This is a genomic window from Flavobacterium sp. 22659 (genome assembly GCF_052044235.1).
In the GTDB taxonomy this organism is placed as follows: Bacteria; Bacteroidota; Bacteroidia; order Flavobacteriales; family Flavobacteriaceae; genus Flavobacterium; species Flavobacterium johnsoniae.
On the sequence record NZ_JBQEMU010000002.1, the window covers coordinates 329585 to 346171 of the forward strand.

The 16587-nt window shown below is 36.0% G+C and carries 9 protein-coding genes; 2 read left to right on the forward strand and 7 right to left on the reverse strand.

Annotated elements, in window-relative coordinates; genetic code table 11:
* Nucleotides 1-247: 247 nt before the first annotated feature.
* From ACTJIW_RS03435 to ACTJIW_RS03455, 5 genes are all read right to left on the reverse strand, one after another.
* Nucleotides 248-3568: a glycoside hydrolase family 2 TIM barrel-domain containing protein gene (locus tag ACTJIW_RS03435; RefSeq protein ID WP_440715509.1), complete on the reverse strand. Its 3321-nt coding sequence runs from the start codon at nucleotides 3566-3568 to the stop codon at nucleotides 248-250.
* Between the two features lie 202 nt (nucleotides 3569-3770).
* Entirely contained in the window at nucleotides 3771-4898 is a 1128-nt protein-coding gene (locus ACTJIW_RS03440; RefSeq protein WP_440715508.1) for a glycosylase, read from the reverse strand.
* Between the two features lie 120 nt (nucleotides 4899-5018).
* Nucleotides 5019-6695 carry a hypothetical protein gene (locus ACTJIW_RS03445; protein ID WP_440715507.1) on the reverse strand — a complete coding sequence of 559 codons (1677 nt, stop codon included), beginning with the start codon at nucleotides 6693-6695 and terminating at the stop codon, nucleotides 5019-5021.
* Nucleotides 6696-7060: 365 nt separating this feature from the next.
* Complete coding sequence (locus ACTJIW_RS03450; RefSeq protein WP_440715506.1) at nucleotides 7061-9247, reverse strand: alpha-L-rhamnosidase-related protein; 2187 nt, start codon at nucleotides 9245-9247, stop codon at nucleotides 7061-7063.
* Between the two features lie 436 nt (nucleotides 9248-9683).
* Nucleotides 9684-10502 carry an AraC family transcriptional regulator gene (locus ACTJIW_RS03455; protein ID WP_012026080.1) on the reverse strand — a complete coding sequence of 273 codons (819 nt, stop codon included), beginning with the start codon at nucleotides 10500-10502 and terminating at the stop codon, nucleotides 9684-9686.
* 101 nt (nucleotides 10503-10603) lie between these two features.
* On the opposite strand from ACTJIW_RS03455, the gene ACTJIW_RS03460 reads away from it, so the two are divergent.
* Together ACTJIW_RS03460 and ACTJIW_RS03465 are read left to right on the forward strand one after the other, a co-directional pair.
* Nucleotides 10604-11815 carry an MFS transporter gene (locus ACTJIW_RS03460; RefSeq protein WP_440715505.1) on the forward strand — a complete coding sequence of 404 codons (1212 nt, stop codon included), beginning with the start codon at nucleotides 10604-10606 and terminating at the stop codon, nucleotides 11813-11815.
* A gap of 349 nt (nucleotides 11816-12164) precedes the next feature.
* On the forward strand, nucleotides 12165-13535 hold the full coding sequence (locus ACTJIW_RS03465; RefSeq protein ID WP_440715504.1) for a phophatidylserine decarboxylase associated domain-containing protein: 1371 nt from the start codon (nucleotides 12165-12167) through the stop codon (nucleotides 13533-13535).
* Nucleotides 13536-13814: 279 nt separating this feature from the next.
* Here ACTJIW_RS03465 and ACTJIW_RS03470 read toward each other — a convergent pair whose 3' ends face one another.
* Both ACTJIW_RS03470 and ACTJIW_RS03475 read right to left on the reverse strand, forming a co-directional pair.
* On the reverse strand, nucleotides 13815-15395 hold the full coding sequence (locus ACTJIW_RS03470) for a sodium:solute symporter (RefSeq protein WP_440715503.1): 1581 nt from the start codon (nucleotides 15393-15395) through the stop codon (nucleotides 13815-13817).
* Nucleotides 15392-16456 (reverse strand): Gfo/Idh/MocA family protein, encoded by a 1065-nt coding sequence (locus tag ACTJIW_RS03475; RefSeq protein WP_440715502.1) that lies wholly within the window; start codon nucleotides 16454-16456, stop codon nucleotides 15392-15394. Before ACTJIW_RS03475 ends, ACTJIW_RS03470 begins: the two co-directional genes overlap by 4 nt.
* Nucleotides 16457-16587 lie beyond the last annotated feature (131 nt).

The window sequence follows — 16587 nt, forward strand, 5'->3', positions numbered from 1 at the left end:
GTAAACCCGACAGGTTTTTGAAACCTGTCGGGTTTGATATATTATTTGTTATTATAAACATAGCCAATGGTTTCAACCATTGGGACGTAACGGGATTTCAACATACGTTTCCCGAGGTTGAAACCTCGGGCTATGTTCATAATCTTTGTCGAATTTCTTGTGTGATTTCTCGTTCCTCGAAATGACAAACTGTATCTTTAATTTATAGTTCTTAATTTTAAAATTATCAATTATCAATTATCAATTATCAATACTTAAACTTCTTCAAACTACTTTCCAATTGATTTTTTGAACCGCTGAAAGGCGTCAAATAGAAACTGTACTCGTAATTTCCAGATTTAATCTGATATTGTTCTAATGGCTGCGCTACAATCGTCCAGCTATCATTTCCTCCAACTCCCATTTGGATTAGATCGATATTTATAGTTAAAAATCCCGGATCTTTCAAATCGTATGTATGACCAGATGAACTTAAGTTTTCCTGTGTATATGGCCATGCGCTCATGCTTAAAACTTTGGTATCGTTTACTACTAAAAATCCGTTGTTTTTCTGCGGAGTGCTTAATGCCATCCATCTTACATCACATCTGTTTCCGTTTTCTTGCGGTTTTGGATAATGTTCGATAAAATGATTTATTGGAAGCGAATATTTCCCAACAAACGAACCAAAACTTCTGTCGCTGTAATTTTCTAATTCTCCTTTTCCGTACCATGAAATTTGGTCGAATTTTCTCTGAACTCCCATCTGCATTCCGATTTTTGGAATGTTTGGTAATTTGTTTGATGCTTTTAAGCTGTAATCTACTTTTATTAATCCGTTTGGTAAAATGTTGTAAACTACTTTTACGTTCGCACTGTCTTTTATAATTTCGTAATCGCTTGTAATTTTGATTTCTGAAGCTGATTTATCAATTGAAATGTTAACCAATTTTGGTTTTGCTTTATACCATTGTTTCAACAACTTTTGCGATTTCCATCCGCGTTTGTCGTTGTCTGTAAGCGGTCTTACAAAGTTTGGCAATAAAGGTGCGAAAACTTGTTCTTCTCCATTGAAAATATAAGAACTCAAAGCTCCGTTTGTTTTTCCAATTGTAATATCAAAAGCTTTTCCTTTGATTTTGAAATCAGAATCAGATTCTGAAACGTTTAAAGTTTCTTTTTTAGATTCTGGAGAAACGGCTTCTTTCTTTTTCAATATAAACTGATCTTCCGCGACAGCGTAACCTTTTGAAGCCCAAAGTTCATCTTTTGAAAGCTGGAATTCTATATTTAAAATATATTCCGCATCGGCTTTCATTTTTGGAATATAAGAACTTATATCTAATTTTGTTGATTGTCCTGCTTCAACTTTAAATGGTTTTAAAATCTGAGTTTTGATTACGTTTCCGTTTTCCAACACTTTTAAAACCGGAATATATCCTTCTAAAGATTTAACGGCCTGACGATTTTTAATTTCTAATTGATTTCCGTTTAAAGTCGAAATCGCTGGCTGATACACCCATTTATTCTCAAAAATTGATCCTTTTGGTTTTCCGTTAGAATCTACAATTCCTTTGGTATTGAAGTTTCCATCGTGGTATTTTTCGCCAAAATCTCCTCCGTGAGCAAAATAATTCTGACCTGATCTGGAATCAAATTTCACGATTCCCTGATCTTTAAATTCCCAAATACAGCCTCCGATCACTCTTGGAAGCGAACGGAATTCATCCCATAATTCTTTTAAATTTCCAACTGAATTCCCCATTGCATGAGAGTATTCAACGAAAATAATCGGACGAGTATCTTTCTTTTGATCTACTAAAAACTTTGGTGTGAAAACGCCCGGATAAAAACGGCTGACCATATCAACATATGAATCATCCTGCGGATTTTCAAATCGATACGCGTGATCGATTGTTTTTGGATATCCCGGATCAAGCGGATCAATATATCCATCTAATTTGGCATTTCCCTGTGCTGGTTCGTAATGAACCGGACGTGTAATATCAAAATCGTGAACCCAGCCTGACATTGCCGAATGGTTCGGTCCTTTTCCTCCCTCATTTCCTAAACTCCACATTACGACAGACGGATGGTTTTTATCTCTTTCGACCATACGAATCATTCTTTCCATATAAGCATTTGTCCAAAGCGGATCGTTGCTTAATTTACCGCCTATTCCATGTGTTTCCTGATTGGCTTCGTCCATAACCATGATTCCGTATTGATCGCATAATTCGTAGAAATAAGGATCGTTTGGGTAATGGCTTGTACGTATAAAATTGAAATTGAACTTTTTAATCGTGGTAATATCTTGTTTGATATCTTCTCTGGTAACGGCTTTTCCTCTTGTTGGATGATGATCGTGACGGTTTACGCCATATACATAAGTTTCTTTTCCGTTGATGAGCATTTTTCCGTTCTCCTTGGAGAATTCAATAGAACGGAAACCTACTTTACAGCTTTTGGCTTCGGTAACGTTTCCGTTTTTATCTTTTATCGAAATAACCATTGTATATAAATTCGGCTCTTCTGAACTCCATTTTTTTGGATTTTTGATCGTTTCCTGAAAGAATCCAAAACGTACATTATCCAAACGAGGATAACTTTCGTTAATTAAATCAATTACAGGTCTTTGAAGCGGTTCTTTGAACATTGCCGTATTATTGGCATCGTACAACTGAACATTCATTGTATAATCTTTGATTTTTGCTCCAGTCAAGTTCTCCACTTTTGGACGCAATTTAAAAATCGCATCTGTGTATTGTTTGTCTAATTTGGTTTGAACAAAGAAATCCTGAATACGCAATTTTGGCTCAGCCATAATGAAAACTTCACGCTGGATGCCGCTCATGCGCCAATGATCCTGATCTTCTAAATAAGAACCATCGGTCCAACGAATTACACGAACTGAAACTACATTTTCTCCCGCTTTTAAATAGGGTGTAATGTCAAATTCTGATGGCAGAAAACTGTCTTCGCCATAACCTAAAAATTCTCCGTTTAGCCAAACTTCAAAACCTGAACTTACAGCTCCAAAATGTAACGTCACAGTCATATCTTTCCAGTTTTCCGGAACAGTAAAACTTCTTTGGTACGAACCAACTCCGTTATAATCTTTAGGAATATAAGGCGGATTTATAGGTCTAAACGGATAAACGGCACTTTTATAAATTGGGTTATCGTATCCTTTCATTTCCCAATTGGAAGGGACTTCAATTTTATCCCAACCTGAGACGGTATTTTTATAGAAATCTTTAGAAGCTTCTTTTAGGTTTACAGCATATTTAAAATCCCAATCGCCGTTTAGCATTTGGATTCGGCTTTTGGTTCTGTCGCCTTTTAGAGCGTCTTCTACACTTGCATATGAATAAGCAGTTGCTCTTGATGGCTGTCTGTTAATACTTGTAATTGTTGGATCTTCCCAAGGAGCAAATTCGTATTTTTTATGCAATTCCGGAACTCCCGCTGGCTCTCCTGTTACGGATTGGGCTTGCGTGTAAGTTGTGAATAGTAAAATTACAGTCAAAAAGTCGAAAGTCGAAAGTCGAAAGTTGAAAAATTGCTGAATATGATTGGTTTTAAACATTATTTTATTTTTAGTTTTTTTGTCATTCCGACGAAGGAGGAATCTCCGTGCGATATTCTACAAAGATTGGTAGCCTTTCTGTGTGGAGCTACTTGTGGAGATTTCTCCTTCGTCGAAATGACAAAACTGTGTCTTTATTTACTTTTGCGTAATTAAACCTGTCAGGTTTAAACTCGTTATCTTAATACTTAATTCTATATACTTAATTCTTCTTTGCCTTTTTCTCCGGCGGTGCTACAAAATTCAATTTGCTTTTTCCTAAATCTTTAGATGTTGCGATTGCAATTCCTCTTTGTTCTGCTTTGTTCACAGCGCAATAAAAATGATACACAATTCCGTCGTGTTTTACAACAAATGACTTATGCGCAAACATATCATCATAAGGTTGTGATGATTTAACTAAATCGTCTCCTTTCCAATCGGTCCAGTTTACCAAATCATTTGAAACGGCGAAACGGTTAAATGCACCTTGATTCCAACCCGTCCAGAAAGCTCCAAAATAAAACATTACCCAAGTATCATTAATACGCTGAATATAAGCATCTCCCGAAATTCCTTTATGATGATTGATTAAAGGTTTATCGCCATAACGCTTCCATGTTTTCATGTCGTTAGATACTGCCATTGCAATACGTTCAGCACCTTTTGCAGGATTGATACTATCACCACGGGCATTGTAATACATGATAAAATTGTGTCCTGTAACTTTATCTTTATCACGAATTACGCTGTTTTTGTACATCGTGCTATTATCCCACCATTTGGCGTCTTTATCTTTTGGCGTCAAAACCGGATTTTCTAATCTCTGAAATTCGTGTGGTTTTGTTGGTGCTTCCTTGGTATAAGCCATTCCGATTGATAAAACACCTGCTTCGTAACCTTTACTATCTCCACCAAAATAACTCATCCAGTATTTGTCATCGTATTTTTCCCATTCGTAGCTTCCGCCCCAAGTTAGATCTTGCAACGAAATATAGCCTGCTTTTTGGTTGACGTCCCAATGTTTTTCATTTTCTGAGAATGACATTACTTTTCCTAGATGTTTCCAATCTAAAAGATTGTTGCTTTCCGCAAGCCAGGTTTCGTAACCTCTTCCATCGTAAATTAAATACGTCATATACCATTTGCCATCTTTTCTAAATACACTTGGACAATCCATTTTGTATGAGTTATCGGTAGGAACCATCACCAAACCGTATTTATAAGGCGTTTTGATTTCTTCGTAAATCTCCTGCATTACGCTTTCGGTAATTTCTCTTTTTTTGTATTTAGTTGCACAGCTCGTTATGAAAAGTGCTGAAATGGCAATTAGTAGATATTTAATTTTCATTTTTTGGTTATATTTTGGTCCGCCGATGATGCGGATTTATTTTGTTTCTCTCGCAGATTTTGCAGATTTTGCTGATTTATTTTATCTGCCTGATCTGCAAAATCTGCGGGAAACTTTAATTTATTTCTTCAATTCTTTTAATTTAGATTCCATTACGTCTTTATTCAGTTTGACTTTTACCATTCCTGTTGGATGAAATCTTCTTTTCAGATCAATTGCATTATAGACTATAGTGTAAACGTCATTTCCTTCTGGGATTAGACACAAAGGCGTTCTCATAATATCCCACCATTTATCGACTTTAGTTTCTATTGGAAGATAATGTGCTTCTGCCCAATTAATCCCATCTGCTGATAATGAATACGCAATCATGTTTGGTAAATGATGTCCCCAGCCGTCTGGACCTCCGTCGAAAATTGCAATGTACAGACCGTTTGGTAATTGACTTACAATTGGGTTTTCTACGAATAACGGATGTATCGTTTTAATGGGTTCCAAACCTTTGTTCATTCTCAACCAAGGACCTTCTAAACTTTTAGATTCAGCTAAAGCAACAAACCAACCTTTACCAGATTTCTTTGGATAATCTGCCCATGAATTAAATGGATAAGCACCGCTGTAAAATCCGAAGTATTTGTCACCAACCTGATATGGAAAAAAGGAAGCAACACCCTGACGACCTTCCCAAGGTTGAGAATCCAATCCGGGTTCCATAATAATTCCCATATCTTTATAAGGACCGCCAATTCCATTGATTCCGTCTACAGTTGATTCACAACGCCAAATTCTTCCGAATGAATGATTTGGTTCAATTTCTTTACTTACCGTATACGCCAAATAATAGCCGTACCATTTGTTTGCCTTTTCATTGAAAATAGGCATATAAGACCAAATTGCTGCACGACGATCATTCATTGGATTATCGTCTTCTGTAACGGCGTAAGTTCCGCTTGCTTGATAAATGGTTGATTCTCTTTTCCAGTGAATGGCATCTTTACTTGTCCAGTGTCCGATTTTTGTTTTTACACGATCATAATAGTAATCTACTCCTTTTTCTCCCGCTCTTTCGGTTGGAAACATATGGTACGTATCACCAACTTTAACCACACGTCCGCCTTCAAAACCGCCTTGAATGCCTTCTGTTCCAGACATTCCTTCATCTATAACGGGTTTATTTTCTCCGCCGATAACTTCGAAAAGTGGTTTCTCATCTGAAAATCCTTCTACAATAAAAGTTGGATTCCAAAGTTTTCCGTCTTGGAAATTGGCATTTCTTGGTTCTAGTTTTTCAGAAGCTTTTACAACTCCTAAAACTGCAAATAATCCTTTTCCAAAATTTAATGTTTGTGTTCCTTTTGGAAATGAAATCGCATAAACATTTACTAGCGGTAAACCTGTTATCGTTAATCCGTTTTCTAAAACTAATTTGCCATTTTGAAGTTTATCAGCTTGAAGATATTCAGCATTTTTATCCTGAAAAATACCTATTAAAACTGTCACAGGTTCTTTAAATTTTAATTGTAATGAAGTATTAGTTCCATTTTTATAGGATTCTAAAGGAAGTTCAATCCCTGTTAAACCTTGCAATTCTGGAGCTAAACGAACGATATTGTGTTTGCTTCCTGAAAACACATGCGCATATTGTGCGGTTTTGAAAGTTTTATAATTGGATTTTACAATCTCAAATGATGCCGGTTTCCATGCTGTTGTTTGTGCTGTGGCTTGGATGCAGATTACAAACAGCATTAGGAAAACTGTACTTAATTTGAAGTTGTATTTTGTGTTTTTTGAAAACATTGGTTTTTTATTTTTTTATTGGCTTTTATTCTTTCTTATGCATTTCCCTCGATCTTGTCATTTCGACGAAGGAGACCCGAGCGATAGCGAATAGGCGAAGCAAATCTTCGTTTACTGAGCACGCTTTGCAGATCAATCTTTGCGGAGCTACTTGCGAAGATTTCTCCTTACGTCGAAATGACAAACTGAACGTGACAATCTTTATGGTTACGAGCGTGATTCCTCCTTTCAGTCGGAATGACAAAATGGGCGTTATAAACTATCGGTTAATCACTAATTACTAATTACTAATTACTAATTACTAATTACTAATCACTAATCACTAATCACTAATCACTAATTACTAATTACTCATAACTCATAACTCACAAAGCCTTATAACTCACTTTATACTCCACATTAGGTTTTACAATCAATTGATATTTATTTTTTGCTAATTCTGTAATTACTCCGGAGTTTGTTTTTGGCTTTGATAAACTCTCAAAAATCAATTTTCCTTCTCCTTCTCCTGCTTTTACTTTGATTTCTTTGGTACTGCAATACACGGTAACTTCTCCATTCGGTGTTGGTACTTTTCCTTCCATCCATTTTAAACCGCCTAAACTAGGCTTGATTTCGTATTCTGAATAACCTGGAGCAGTTGGTTTTACACCTAAATAATATTTTCCTAATAAGTAAATCGGACTTGCTCCCCAAGCATGACAAAGGCTTTTCCCGTAAGGACGACCATACATCGTTAAATGTTCCGTTCCCTTTTTGTTCGGATTGTATTCTTCCCAGAAAGAGGTTGCACCTTCATTTAGCATTCCACCCCAATAATCTTTCATTTCTTTTAAAACGTAGTTTTGTTCCCCCATTGCGCATAATGCTTCCAACTCATAAAAACGCATGTATGGAGTTGTGATTTGAAGAACATCTTTATTCAGTAGCACTTTATTTTTTACGCTTTGTTTTTGTTCTTCAGTAAAATAATTGAAGAAAATACCGAACATATTAGCGTATCTGGTTACAATATTTTGAATTTTTCCATCGATACGCTGATGTTTCATTACGTTTTCTTTTTTATCCCAAAAGACATCAAATAATTTAGTTTTTAAATCAGTTCCCAATTTCTGATATTGTTTTTGGTCTTCAGTTTTACCAGCAATTTCAGCACTTACTGCCATCGCTTCTAAACTTCTCGCTAAAAGCATTTGCTCAAAACTAACTTCACCCGTTTTTGGAAGTCCGTCTGCCCAATCAATAAAAACCCAGTCGCCTTCTAAAGGTTCCAAAAATCCGTTTTTATTTCTTCTTTCTAAACAGAAATCCATCAGTGATTTCATTCTTGGATAAAAAGTTTTAATGAATTTTGTATCGCCCGTATGCAAATAATAATCGTAAACACCCACAAACCAATACAAAGAATAATCCATTATAATGTTTACATGAGCCGTTACAGGATCTTTTCCGCGAAGCGCTAACAAAGTTCTTTCTACCGAAGCCGAATCAAAGAATAAATAATAATTCATTAAATAACTCTGATAAGCGTCGCCAGACCAAACCCAACGGTCGCGCTTGATTCCGTCGATAAAAAATTCACGAGACGTTAAATGCATGGTGTAAGCCGACACATCCCAAATTTTATTCAATTGTTCATCCGAAGATTTGAATGCGCCACGATAGTCTAATGGCAGATATTCATACAACATCGAAATTGAATCATATTTTACACCAGCATCTGCCTGCACCTGAACATAGCGGAATGCTTTCGAACCATCATGTGTGTACGTTTCAGATTGTTTTCCATCAAAAGATAAGTGATCTAAGGTTTCGCATTTGGCAGAATCTAACGCTTCTTCACGAGATTCACCATAATAAAGCGCTAATTTGCCTTTTCCTTTTAAACCATGTATTTTAATGTAACCAAAAGTTTCTTTTCCAAAATCAACTAACTGACCCGCTCCTATTTTTTCTGTTTTTGTAGCGCTCAAAGGTTTAGTTGTTAGTTTAAAACCCGAAGGTTTGTTTTCTGGCGAATTAAAATTCCAAGAACCAACAGGAACCCAAGGCGTACCAGATTGTTGTGCTTTTCCGGTTTCATCAATCCAAAGTTTATCTTCATTGGTTACTTTCCAAGAAGCATCAGATTTCACATATTGACCCGAAATATAAATAGCTGGCAATACTTCCTGATTGTAAACTTTAAAAGAAATTTTGTGTTTACCGGCAGGAACTGTAATCGATTTTGGCTGTCCGTAAATTTGAACACCATCTAAAAGTAATTGAAAAGGTCCTTCTGAAAAGATTTTCACTTCGTCTGGTTGTGGAATATCTACTTCTGTCTGAAAAGTGACCAAAGCATACGGACTGTAATATTGCCAAAGCGGAGGAAATACCGCTTCGCGTTCTGTACGTCTAACCTGCATTTTATTGCTTAACCAAACTTCAAAATCACCTGGATACCAGATCCATGTCGCTTCTTTTTGTTTTTCTTGTGCAAATGACAGCGAACAAGAAAAAAGGGCAACAAAATGAAGTAAAGTCTTAAAAATGGAAAAGCGGTTTAGCATAGTTAGTTTATTTTGGGACTAAAGATAAGTGTTATTTTTACATTTCACAACCTGTAGTATCCTGTTATTTCATAAAAAACTATGATTCTTGATAAATTTTTAAGGGAAAAATTATGACTTATCACTTTTTTAGTACTAAAAAAAATGATGTTAGAATTTTATGGGACACAGATGAGACGGATTCGCTATCGCGAAGACGCGGATGAAACGGATTTTAATTATTTTTCTTTTTTATTGTCATTTCGACGAAGGAGAAATCACACGCGGGATTCCGCAAAGTTTGTCGCCAATCTTTGTAGAATTACTAGTGCGATTTCTCCTTCGTCGAAATGACAAAGATTGTGTTATTTTGGATAACTAAAAGAAAAAATCCGTCTAAATCCGCGTCTTTACGAAGTAAATCCGTTTTATCCGCGTTCTAATTTAGGCTAACAATCTAAGCAATCATCTTTTCAGATTCATTTTCATCTTCTAAAATATAGTTAGAAGGCGTTTTGCCCAAATGCTTTTTGAACATATAAATAAAAGCACTCGCTGTTTCGTAACCTAAATCTAAAGCGATTTCTTTTATGGATTGTTTTTCGCCCAATCTTTTAATGGCTTCCAGTAATTTCATTCTGGTGCGCCAATCACTGAAATTCATTCCCAATTCTTTTATGAATAATCGTGATAAAGTTCGGCTACTCATAAAAGAAAGTTCGGCATAATAATCAATTGTTTGTTTACTCGAAACATCACTCATTAAAAGTTCTACCACTTTCTGCAGTCTTTCATCATTTGTAGTAGGCAAAAAAGTGGCGCTTGGCACTATTAAGGCCAATTCATCTAAAAAAACATAAATGATTCTTAATTGTGATTCTGTTAAGTTGCCACTTGTTCCAAAAGAAATGATTTTGAAAACCAATTGCTTTAAAAACATCGGAATATCAAACGAAAAACTCTTTTCTGGCAATCCTCCAATTGCAGAAGGATCAATAAAAACACTGTAATAGTTAACGTCTTTCTGAAAAGTAACCTGATGCTCTACTCCGCTTGGAATCCAAAGGCCTTGCAACGGATTTACAACCCAAATGTTATTGCCGACCACAACATTCATTACACCACGAGTTGCATAGATTAATTGAGCTCTTGGATGCGAGTGGGAGATACACATTTCGTTGTTAACTGTTTCAGTATAACCTATAACTGGAATTGAGGAATCTACTTGATATCCAAAATCCGTTGCTACTCTATATGTCCGATATTGACTATTCATTGTCCAAATATAGCAATTCTGACATTAGTATTCTTTTAATCTTTGCAAAAAATAATACAGCTGTTGTTTTTTAACCTAATTTAAAAATCAAAAAATATCTCATGGACACTATTAAAGCAAATCCTGACATAGTTAAAAAAACCACTTATTCGATCTTATTTATCATTAGTTTTTCTCATTTAATTAATGATCTTTTACAAGCTGTTGTTCCTTCAATTTATCCGCTTTTAAAAGACAATTTCAGTTTAAGTTTTACTCAAATTGGTATTATTACTTTGACTTACCAAATGGTAGCGTCTATTTTACAGCCGTTTGTAGGAATGTATACCGATAAAAACTCAAAACCATACTCGCTGATTATTGGAATGTGTTTTACAATGGTTGGACTTTTCTTTGTTTCGATCGCTTCGAGTTTTATCAACTTATTATTATCAGTAAGTTTAATCGGAATTGGATCTTCCATTTTTCATCCTGAATCTTCACGTGTGGCGCATTTGGCTTCGGGCGGAAAAAGAGGTTTGGCGCAGTCTATTTTTCAATTGGGAGGAAATGCAGGAAGTGCGATCGGACCTTTATTAGCAGCATTTATTGTAATTCCGCACGGACAATCTTATATCGCTTGGTTTTGTATTATTGCGTTAGTTGGTGTTTTTGCTTTGTATAAAATTGCGATTTGGTACACGGCACATTTATCGGAAAGAAATGCGAATAAAGCTTCTCACCAAATCGAAACGCATCATTTGTCTAAAAACCGAGTAATTGCTTCGTTGATTATTTTATTGGTTCTGATTTTCTCTAAGTATTTCTACATGAGCAGTATTACAAGTTATTATACTTTCTTCCTTATAGATAAATTCCATATTACTATTCAGCAATCGCAAGTATATTTATTCTTGTTCTCTGGCGCTGTTGCAGCAGGAACTTTAATTGGAGGGCCAATTGGAGATCGATACGGCAGAAAATATGTAATCTGGGTTTCTATTTTAGGTGTTGCTCCGTTTACTTTAATGTTGCCTTACGTTTCTTTGTTTTGGGTTGGAACTTTATCTGTAATCATCGGATTAATTCTTTCTTCGGCATTCTCAGCAATTTTGGTTTATGCAACTGAATTAATGCCCGGAAAAGTCGGACTTGTTGCGGGTCTTTTCTTCGGATTTGCTTTTGGAATGGGCGGTTTAGGTTCTGCTATTTTAGGTAAAATTGCCGATGCTACAAGTATTGAATATGTATTTAAGATTTGTGCATTTCTGCCTTTAATTGGGGTAATTACTGGGTTCTTGCCTAATTTGGAGAAGAAAAAGAAGGTTGAGTAATTTTTAATTTCGCAAAGTCGCTAGACGCAAAGTTTTATTAAATTTAATTGCGTCCAGCTTTAGCTGGATGAAAAAAAATATAAAGCTTACAGGCTTTAGCCAAAATATATACAATTTGGCTAAAGCCTTTTTTCTATTCTTACTATAAATACCTCCAGTTAAAACTGGAGGCAATTCATAAAAAACACATAGCGTTCTGTTGAAATGTTATGTGTTTTTTATTACAAAATATTCAGTTTCCTGTCAATGATATGAGAGCTTCATAACACAAAAAAGGCCTTCTATAACTAATTAAAGTTTTTGAATTATTTTCTAAAATACCTTAGTTATAAATTTAACCCAAAAGACCATGGAAACAACACAATTTATAACAGCAAAACAATTATTGGGAGGCTGGTTGCCACAAAACCCACAAATTGTAGAAGATTGGATTGTAAAAATCAAAAAACTGACTAAAAAAAATCCAACACCACTTATTCCTGAAATTGCCGAATTTCAAAATCTAGTGTATTCAGATCCTGTTTTATACGCAAATGTACAGGGAATGTTTGCCGAAGCTCATTTCTTAAAACAAAGAACTCCTTTACTTTGGGAACCAGAACCTATGACTTTTGAGGATTTCCTTGTTTTACTTAACGGAATCATGCAAACCGCTCCCGAAGCTTATCAAACTGGAGCTCCCGGAAATCAAACGCCTGCAGGTATGATTGGTTTTCCAATTAATGCTCTTTTGGCTTGGCCAATGGCGACCAATTTTGGTTATGATGTTTTTTCAAACGCTCTGGTTAATCAGCAGCTAAAAAAAATATTAAACTACTGGTCTAAATTTTTGGTTACAGAAGATTCCAGATATGTTTTAATAGAAAATGATCCTTCAGAAAACGTAATTGCCTGGCTAAGCGAAGTGGCACAATCAGAAATGATGCAGGTTGCCCAAGAAGCATTAGGTTTAGAATCGAATCCTATTCCGCCTAATGCTACATTTTCTGATGTTTTTATTTCAGATCCTTCTGATGAATATTATGGCTTTAAAAGCTGGGACGATTTTTTTACGAGATTATTTTGTCCAAATGTACGTCCAGTAACTGCGCCTAATGATGATTCGATTATTGTAAATGCCTGTGAGTCGGCACCTTTACAAGTGGCTAAAAATGTGGCATTATCAGATCAATTTTGGTTAAAAGGACAGCCTTACTCTTTAGAAAACATGATGAATTTTGATGAGCTTGCACCTCAATTTGATGGAGGAACAGTTTATCAGGCTTTTTTGAGTGCCTTGAGTTACCACCGCTGGCACAGTCCTGTAAACGGTAAGATTGTAAAAACGGCTGTAATAAATGGTTCTTATTATTTAGAAAATCTATATCAGGGTTTCTACAATCCAGAGGGAGCCGATTCAAGTGCACCCAACAATTCACAGCCCTTTTTAACAGCAGTTGCCACCAGAGCTGTTATATTTATTGAAGCTGATAATCCAGCCATTGGACTTATGTGTGTAATACCTGTGGGTATGGCCGAGGTTTCGAGCTGTCAAATAACAGTAAAAGCCGGTGACATTGTAAAAAAAGGTGACGAATTGGGTATGTTTCATTTTGGAGGCTCAACACATTGTTTACTTTTTAGACCAGGTGTTAATCTAGACTTCACTACTTATGAAACACCAGGTTTGGACGCTCCCAACAATATTCGTGTAAACACACAAATTGCAAAAGTGGTTTAAAAGATATTTCATTAAATCAATGAAAACCAAGAAGTTTTACTTTTAAAATAAAGATTTAATTGCGTCCAGCTTTAGCTGGACGAAAACAAAAACAAAGCTCAAAAGGCTTTAGCCAAAATATCCACAATTTGGCTAAAGCCTTTTTCTATTCTTGTTACATATACCTCCAGTTAAAACTGGAGGCAAATTATAAAATAGCTTTGCCTTATAATTTACAGTCTTTTTCAAATATAGCTCGTGGTTTCAACCACGGGCTATATTTGAAATTCTTAGGTTTTATTAATTCCCATTAAAAACCAAATACAAAACCAAAATCACCAGTCCCAACAAACCAAACAAAAGCTTCACCTTTTTGCTAGTTTTAGGAATATCCGTTTCATCTGAAACATTAACTTCAGGGTTTTTATCGGTTAAAGAAATAATAACGGCTGTAATTAAAAGCACCGCAAAAATGTAAAACGAAATCAATAAAAAGTGAGGCCAAACTGGATATTTATCGGCAGGGAAAATCCATAAATATAAAACTCCAACAAACAAACTAAATGCAGAACCCCAAGAAAGCGTTGCATTTACGGCTTTTTTAGTGGTGCGTTTCCAGAAAACACTCAAAAGGAAAACAACAGATAACGAAGGCGCCAGGAAACCTAAAACTGCCTGAAAAATGTTGAATAAATTCTGCCCTTTGATATTGTCTATCGCAACGGCGATTAAAATCGCAAAAACGCATCCAGCAGCAATTGTTAAGCGTCCAATTTTAATCTGATCCTGAATCGTCGCCGTCGGGTTTATTTTCTTTACATAAATATCATTCGTAAAAACGGTGCTCAAAGCGTTTAACGAAGAACCAATTGTTCCCACCAAAACCGCAATCATAACACAGATTACCAAACCGTTCATTCCGCTTGGGAAAAGATTCGTAACCATTGTCATATAAGCCAAATCAGAATTGCTTCCTAATTCTGGATATAAGGCATAACACAAAATTCCGGGAAGAATAAACAACGGCAACGCCATCACTTTTAACCATCCTATAAAGTTTACTCCTAATTGTCCCTGCTCTAGGTTTTTCGCACCTAAAACACTCTGCACCATCGATTGATCGGTACAGAAAAAAGCAACTGCAGCAACAGGATATCCCAACAAAATAGCAGGCCACGGATAATGCGAATCATCTGAAGGACGGACTAAATTCCAAAAGTTAGAAGGTGTTTTAGCAATTAAAACATCGATTCCGCCTAACTTTTGCAAACCTAAAAAGGAAAGTGTCAGCGAAACGACAATCAGCAGAATCATCTGAAAAACATTCACTTTGGCAATTGCTTTTAATCCTCCAGCAAACGTAAAAATTCCAGAGAAAATCACCAAAACGGTAACGCTCTGCCACATCGGAATTCCCAGAATCTGACGTACTAAAACGCCTCCGCTGAATAATCCTAAAGACAGCCAACTTACTAATATTTTTACCAAAGCGTACCAAGCCAAAATATTCTGTGTACTGTCACCGTAGCGTTTTCCCATATATTCTGGCATCGTGCTGACTTTACTCGCAATATATCTTGGCGCAAATACCATTGCCAAAAGCAGTAAAAACACAAAAGCGTACCATTCGAAATTTCCGGCTACAATTCCCGTAGCGTAACCAATACTCGCAAAAGCCAATAATGACGAAGGCCCAACATTGGTTCCCCACATATTAAACCCAATGCTATACCAGTTTAAGGAGTTTCCGGCCAGAAAAAGTGTTTCGTTTTTCTTTCTCTGCTTCATACTTACCACATATCCAATGACTAATAAAGCCACTAAATAACCCGCAACAATAACAAAATCGAGCGTGGTTAATTTATCGTAGATACTGTTCATAGCCCGTATTCGTTAAGAATATCGGCGATTTTAACCGGCATTCCAGTTTGCAAAGATTTATCCATTGCCTGCAATAAAGCTACAGTTCCAATTCCTTCTTCCATGTTTGGATACGCTTCAAAACCTTGCTCGATACTATCTGTAAAATATTCTAAATAATTCTGATATTCCCCGCCATGATGGCTTTGTCCTTCAAAACGGAAATAATATTTTATCGTACTATCGCCCCAAGTAATTACTTTTTCTTCGCCAGTTTTGTCTGTAACGGCATAACGCAATTCATGATAATCGGCTTGGCTTGCTCCTTCTGTTGCTCTCAAAATTGTACTCATTCCGCTGTCACGTTGCGCTGGCTGTGTCGGCGAAGTATACACACCGCTTACACGTGCAATTCTTCCATCAGTTGCTTTGAAGATAAAATGCATCGTATCTTCATTTTTCAATCCTGCACTTTGTCCGTTACTGCTGATCATTCCGTAACCCATTACTTCCTGAATATTTGGCAAATACCATCTGATGAAATCTACCGGATGACTCAAACCTCCGTACAGCCATTTAAACGATTGCAAAAGCGACCATTCTTTCTTTAAAAACCATCTGTGATCGGCGTGGTATTGAGCCTCAATGGTAATTAAATCTCCAATTAAACCTGCTTCATAATCGGCTCTTTGTCTTTTGGCTGGTTCGAAAAAACGGGAACTTTGCCCAATGAAAACTTTCTTTCCAGTTGATTTGCTTAATTCTAGCAATTCTTTTGCATCAGAAAGATCGTCTATAAAAGGTTTTGTACAAACGACATGTTTTCCGTGCAGTAAAGCTTGTTTCACATGTTGTCCGTGAAGATGATCTGGCGTATAAATCGCGATAATATCAATTGATGAATCGTTTAATAAATCGTCGTAATTGGTTGTGTACGAATGAAAATCGAATTCTTTTGCACGTTGCTTACACAATTCTTCATTTCGGTCGCATATTTTAACGAGTTCTAATTTTGAACTTTCTATAGCAGCCGACATTGTGCTTCGTCCTTCTCCAAGTCCCAGAATGGCTATTTTTAACATGGCATTTTATTATTTTTGATTGTTGATTAACGATTTTTGATTGCTGATTTGAATAACATTCGTTAATTTATTGTACTTATCTTAAAATCTATATTTTTTTGATTGTTGATGTAGAAAAATCTAAAATCAAC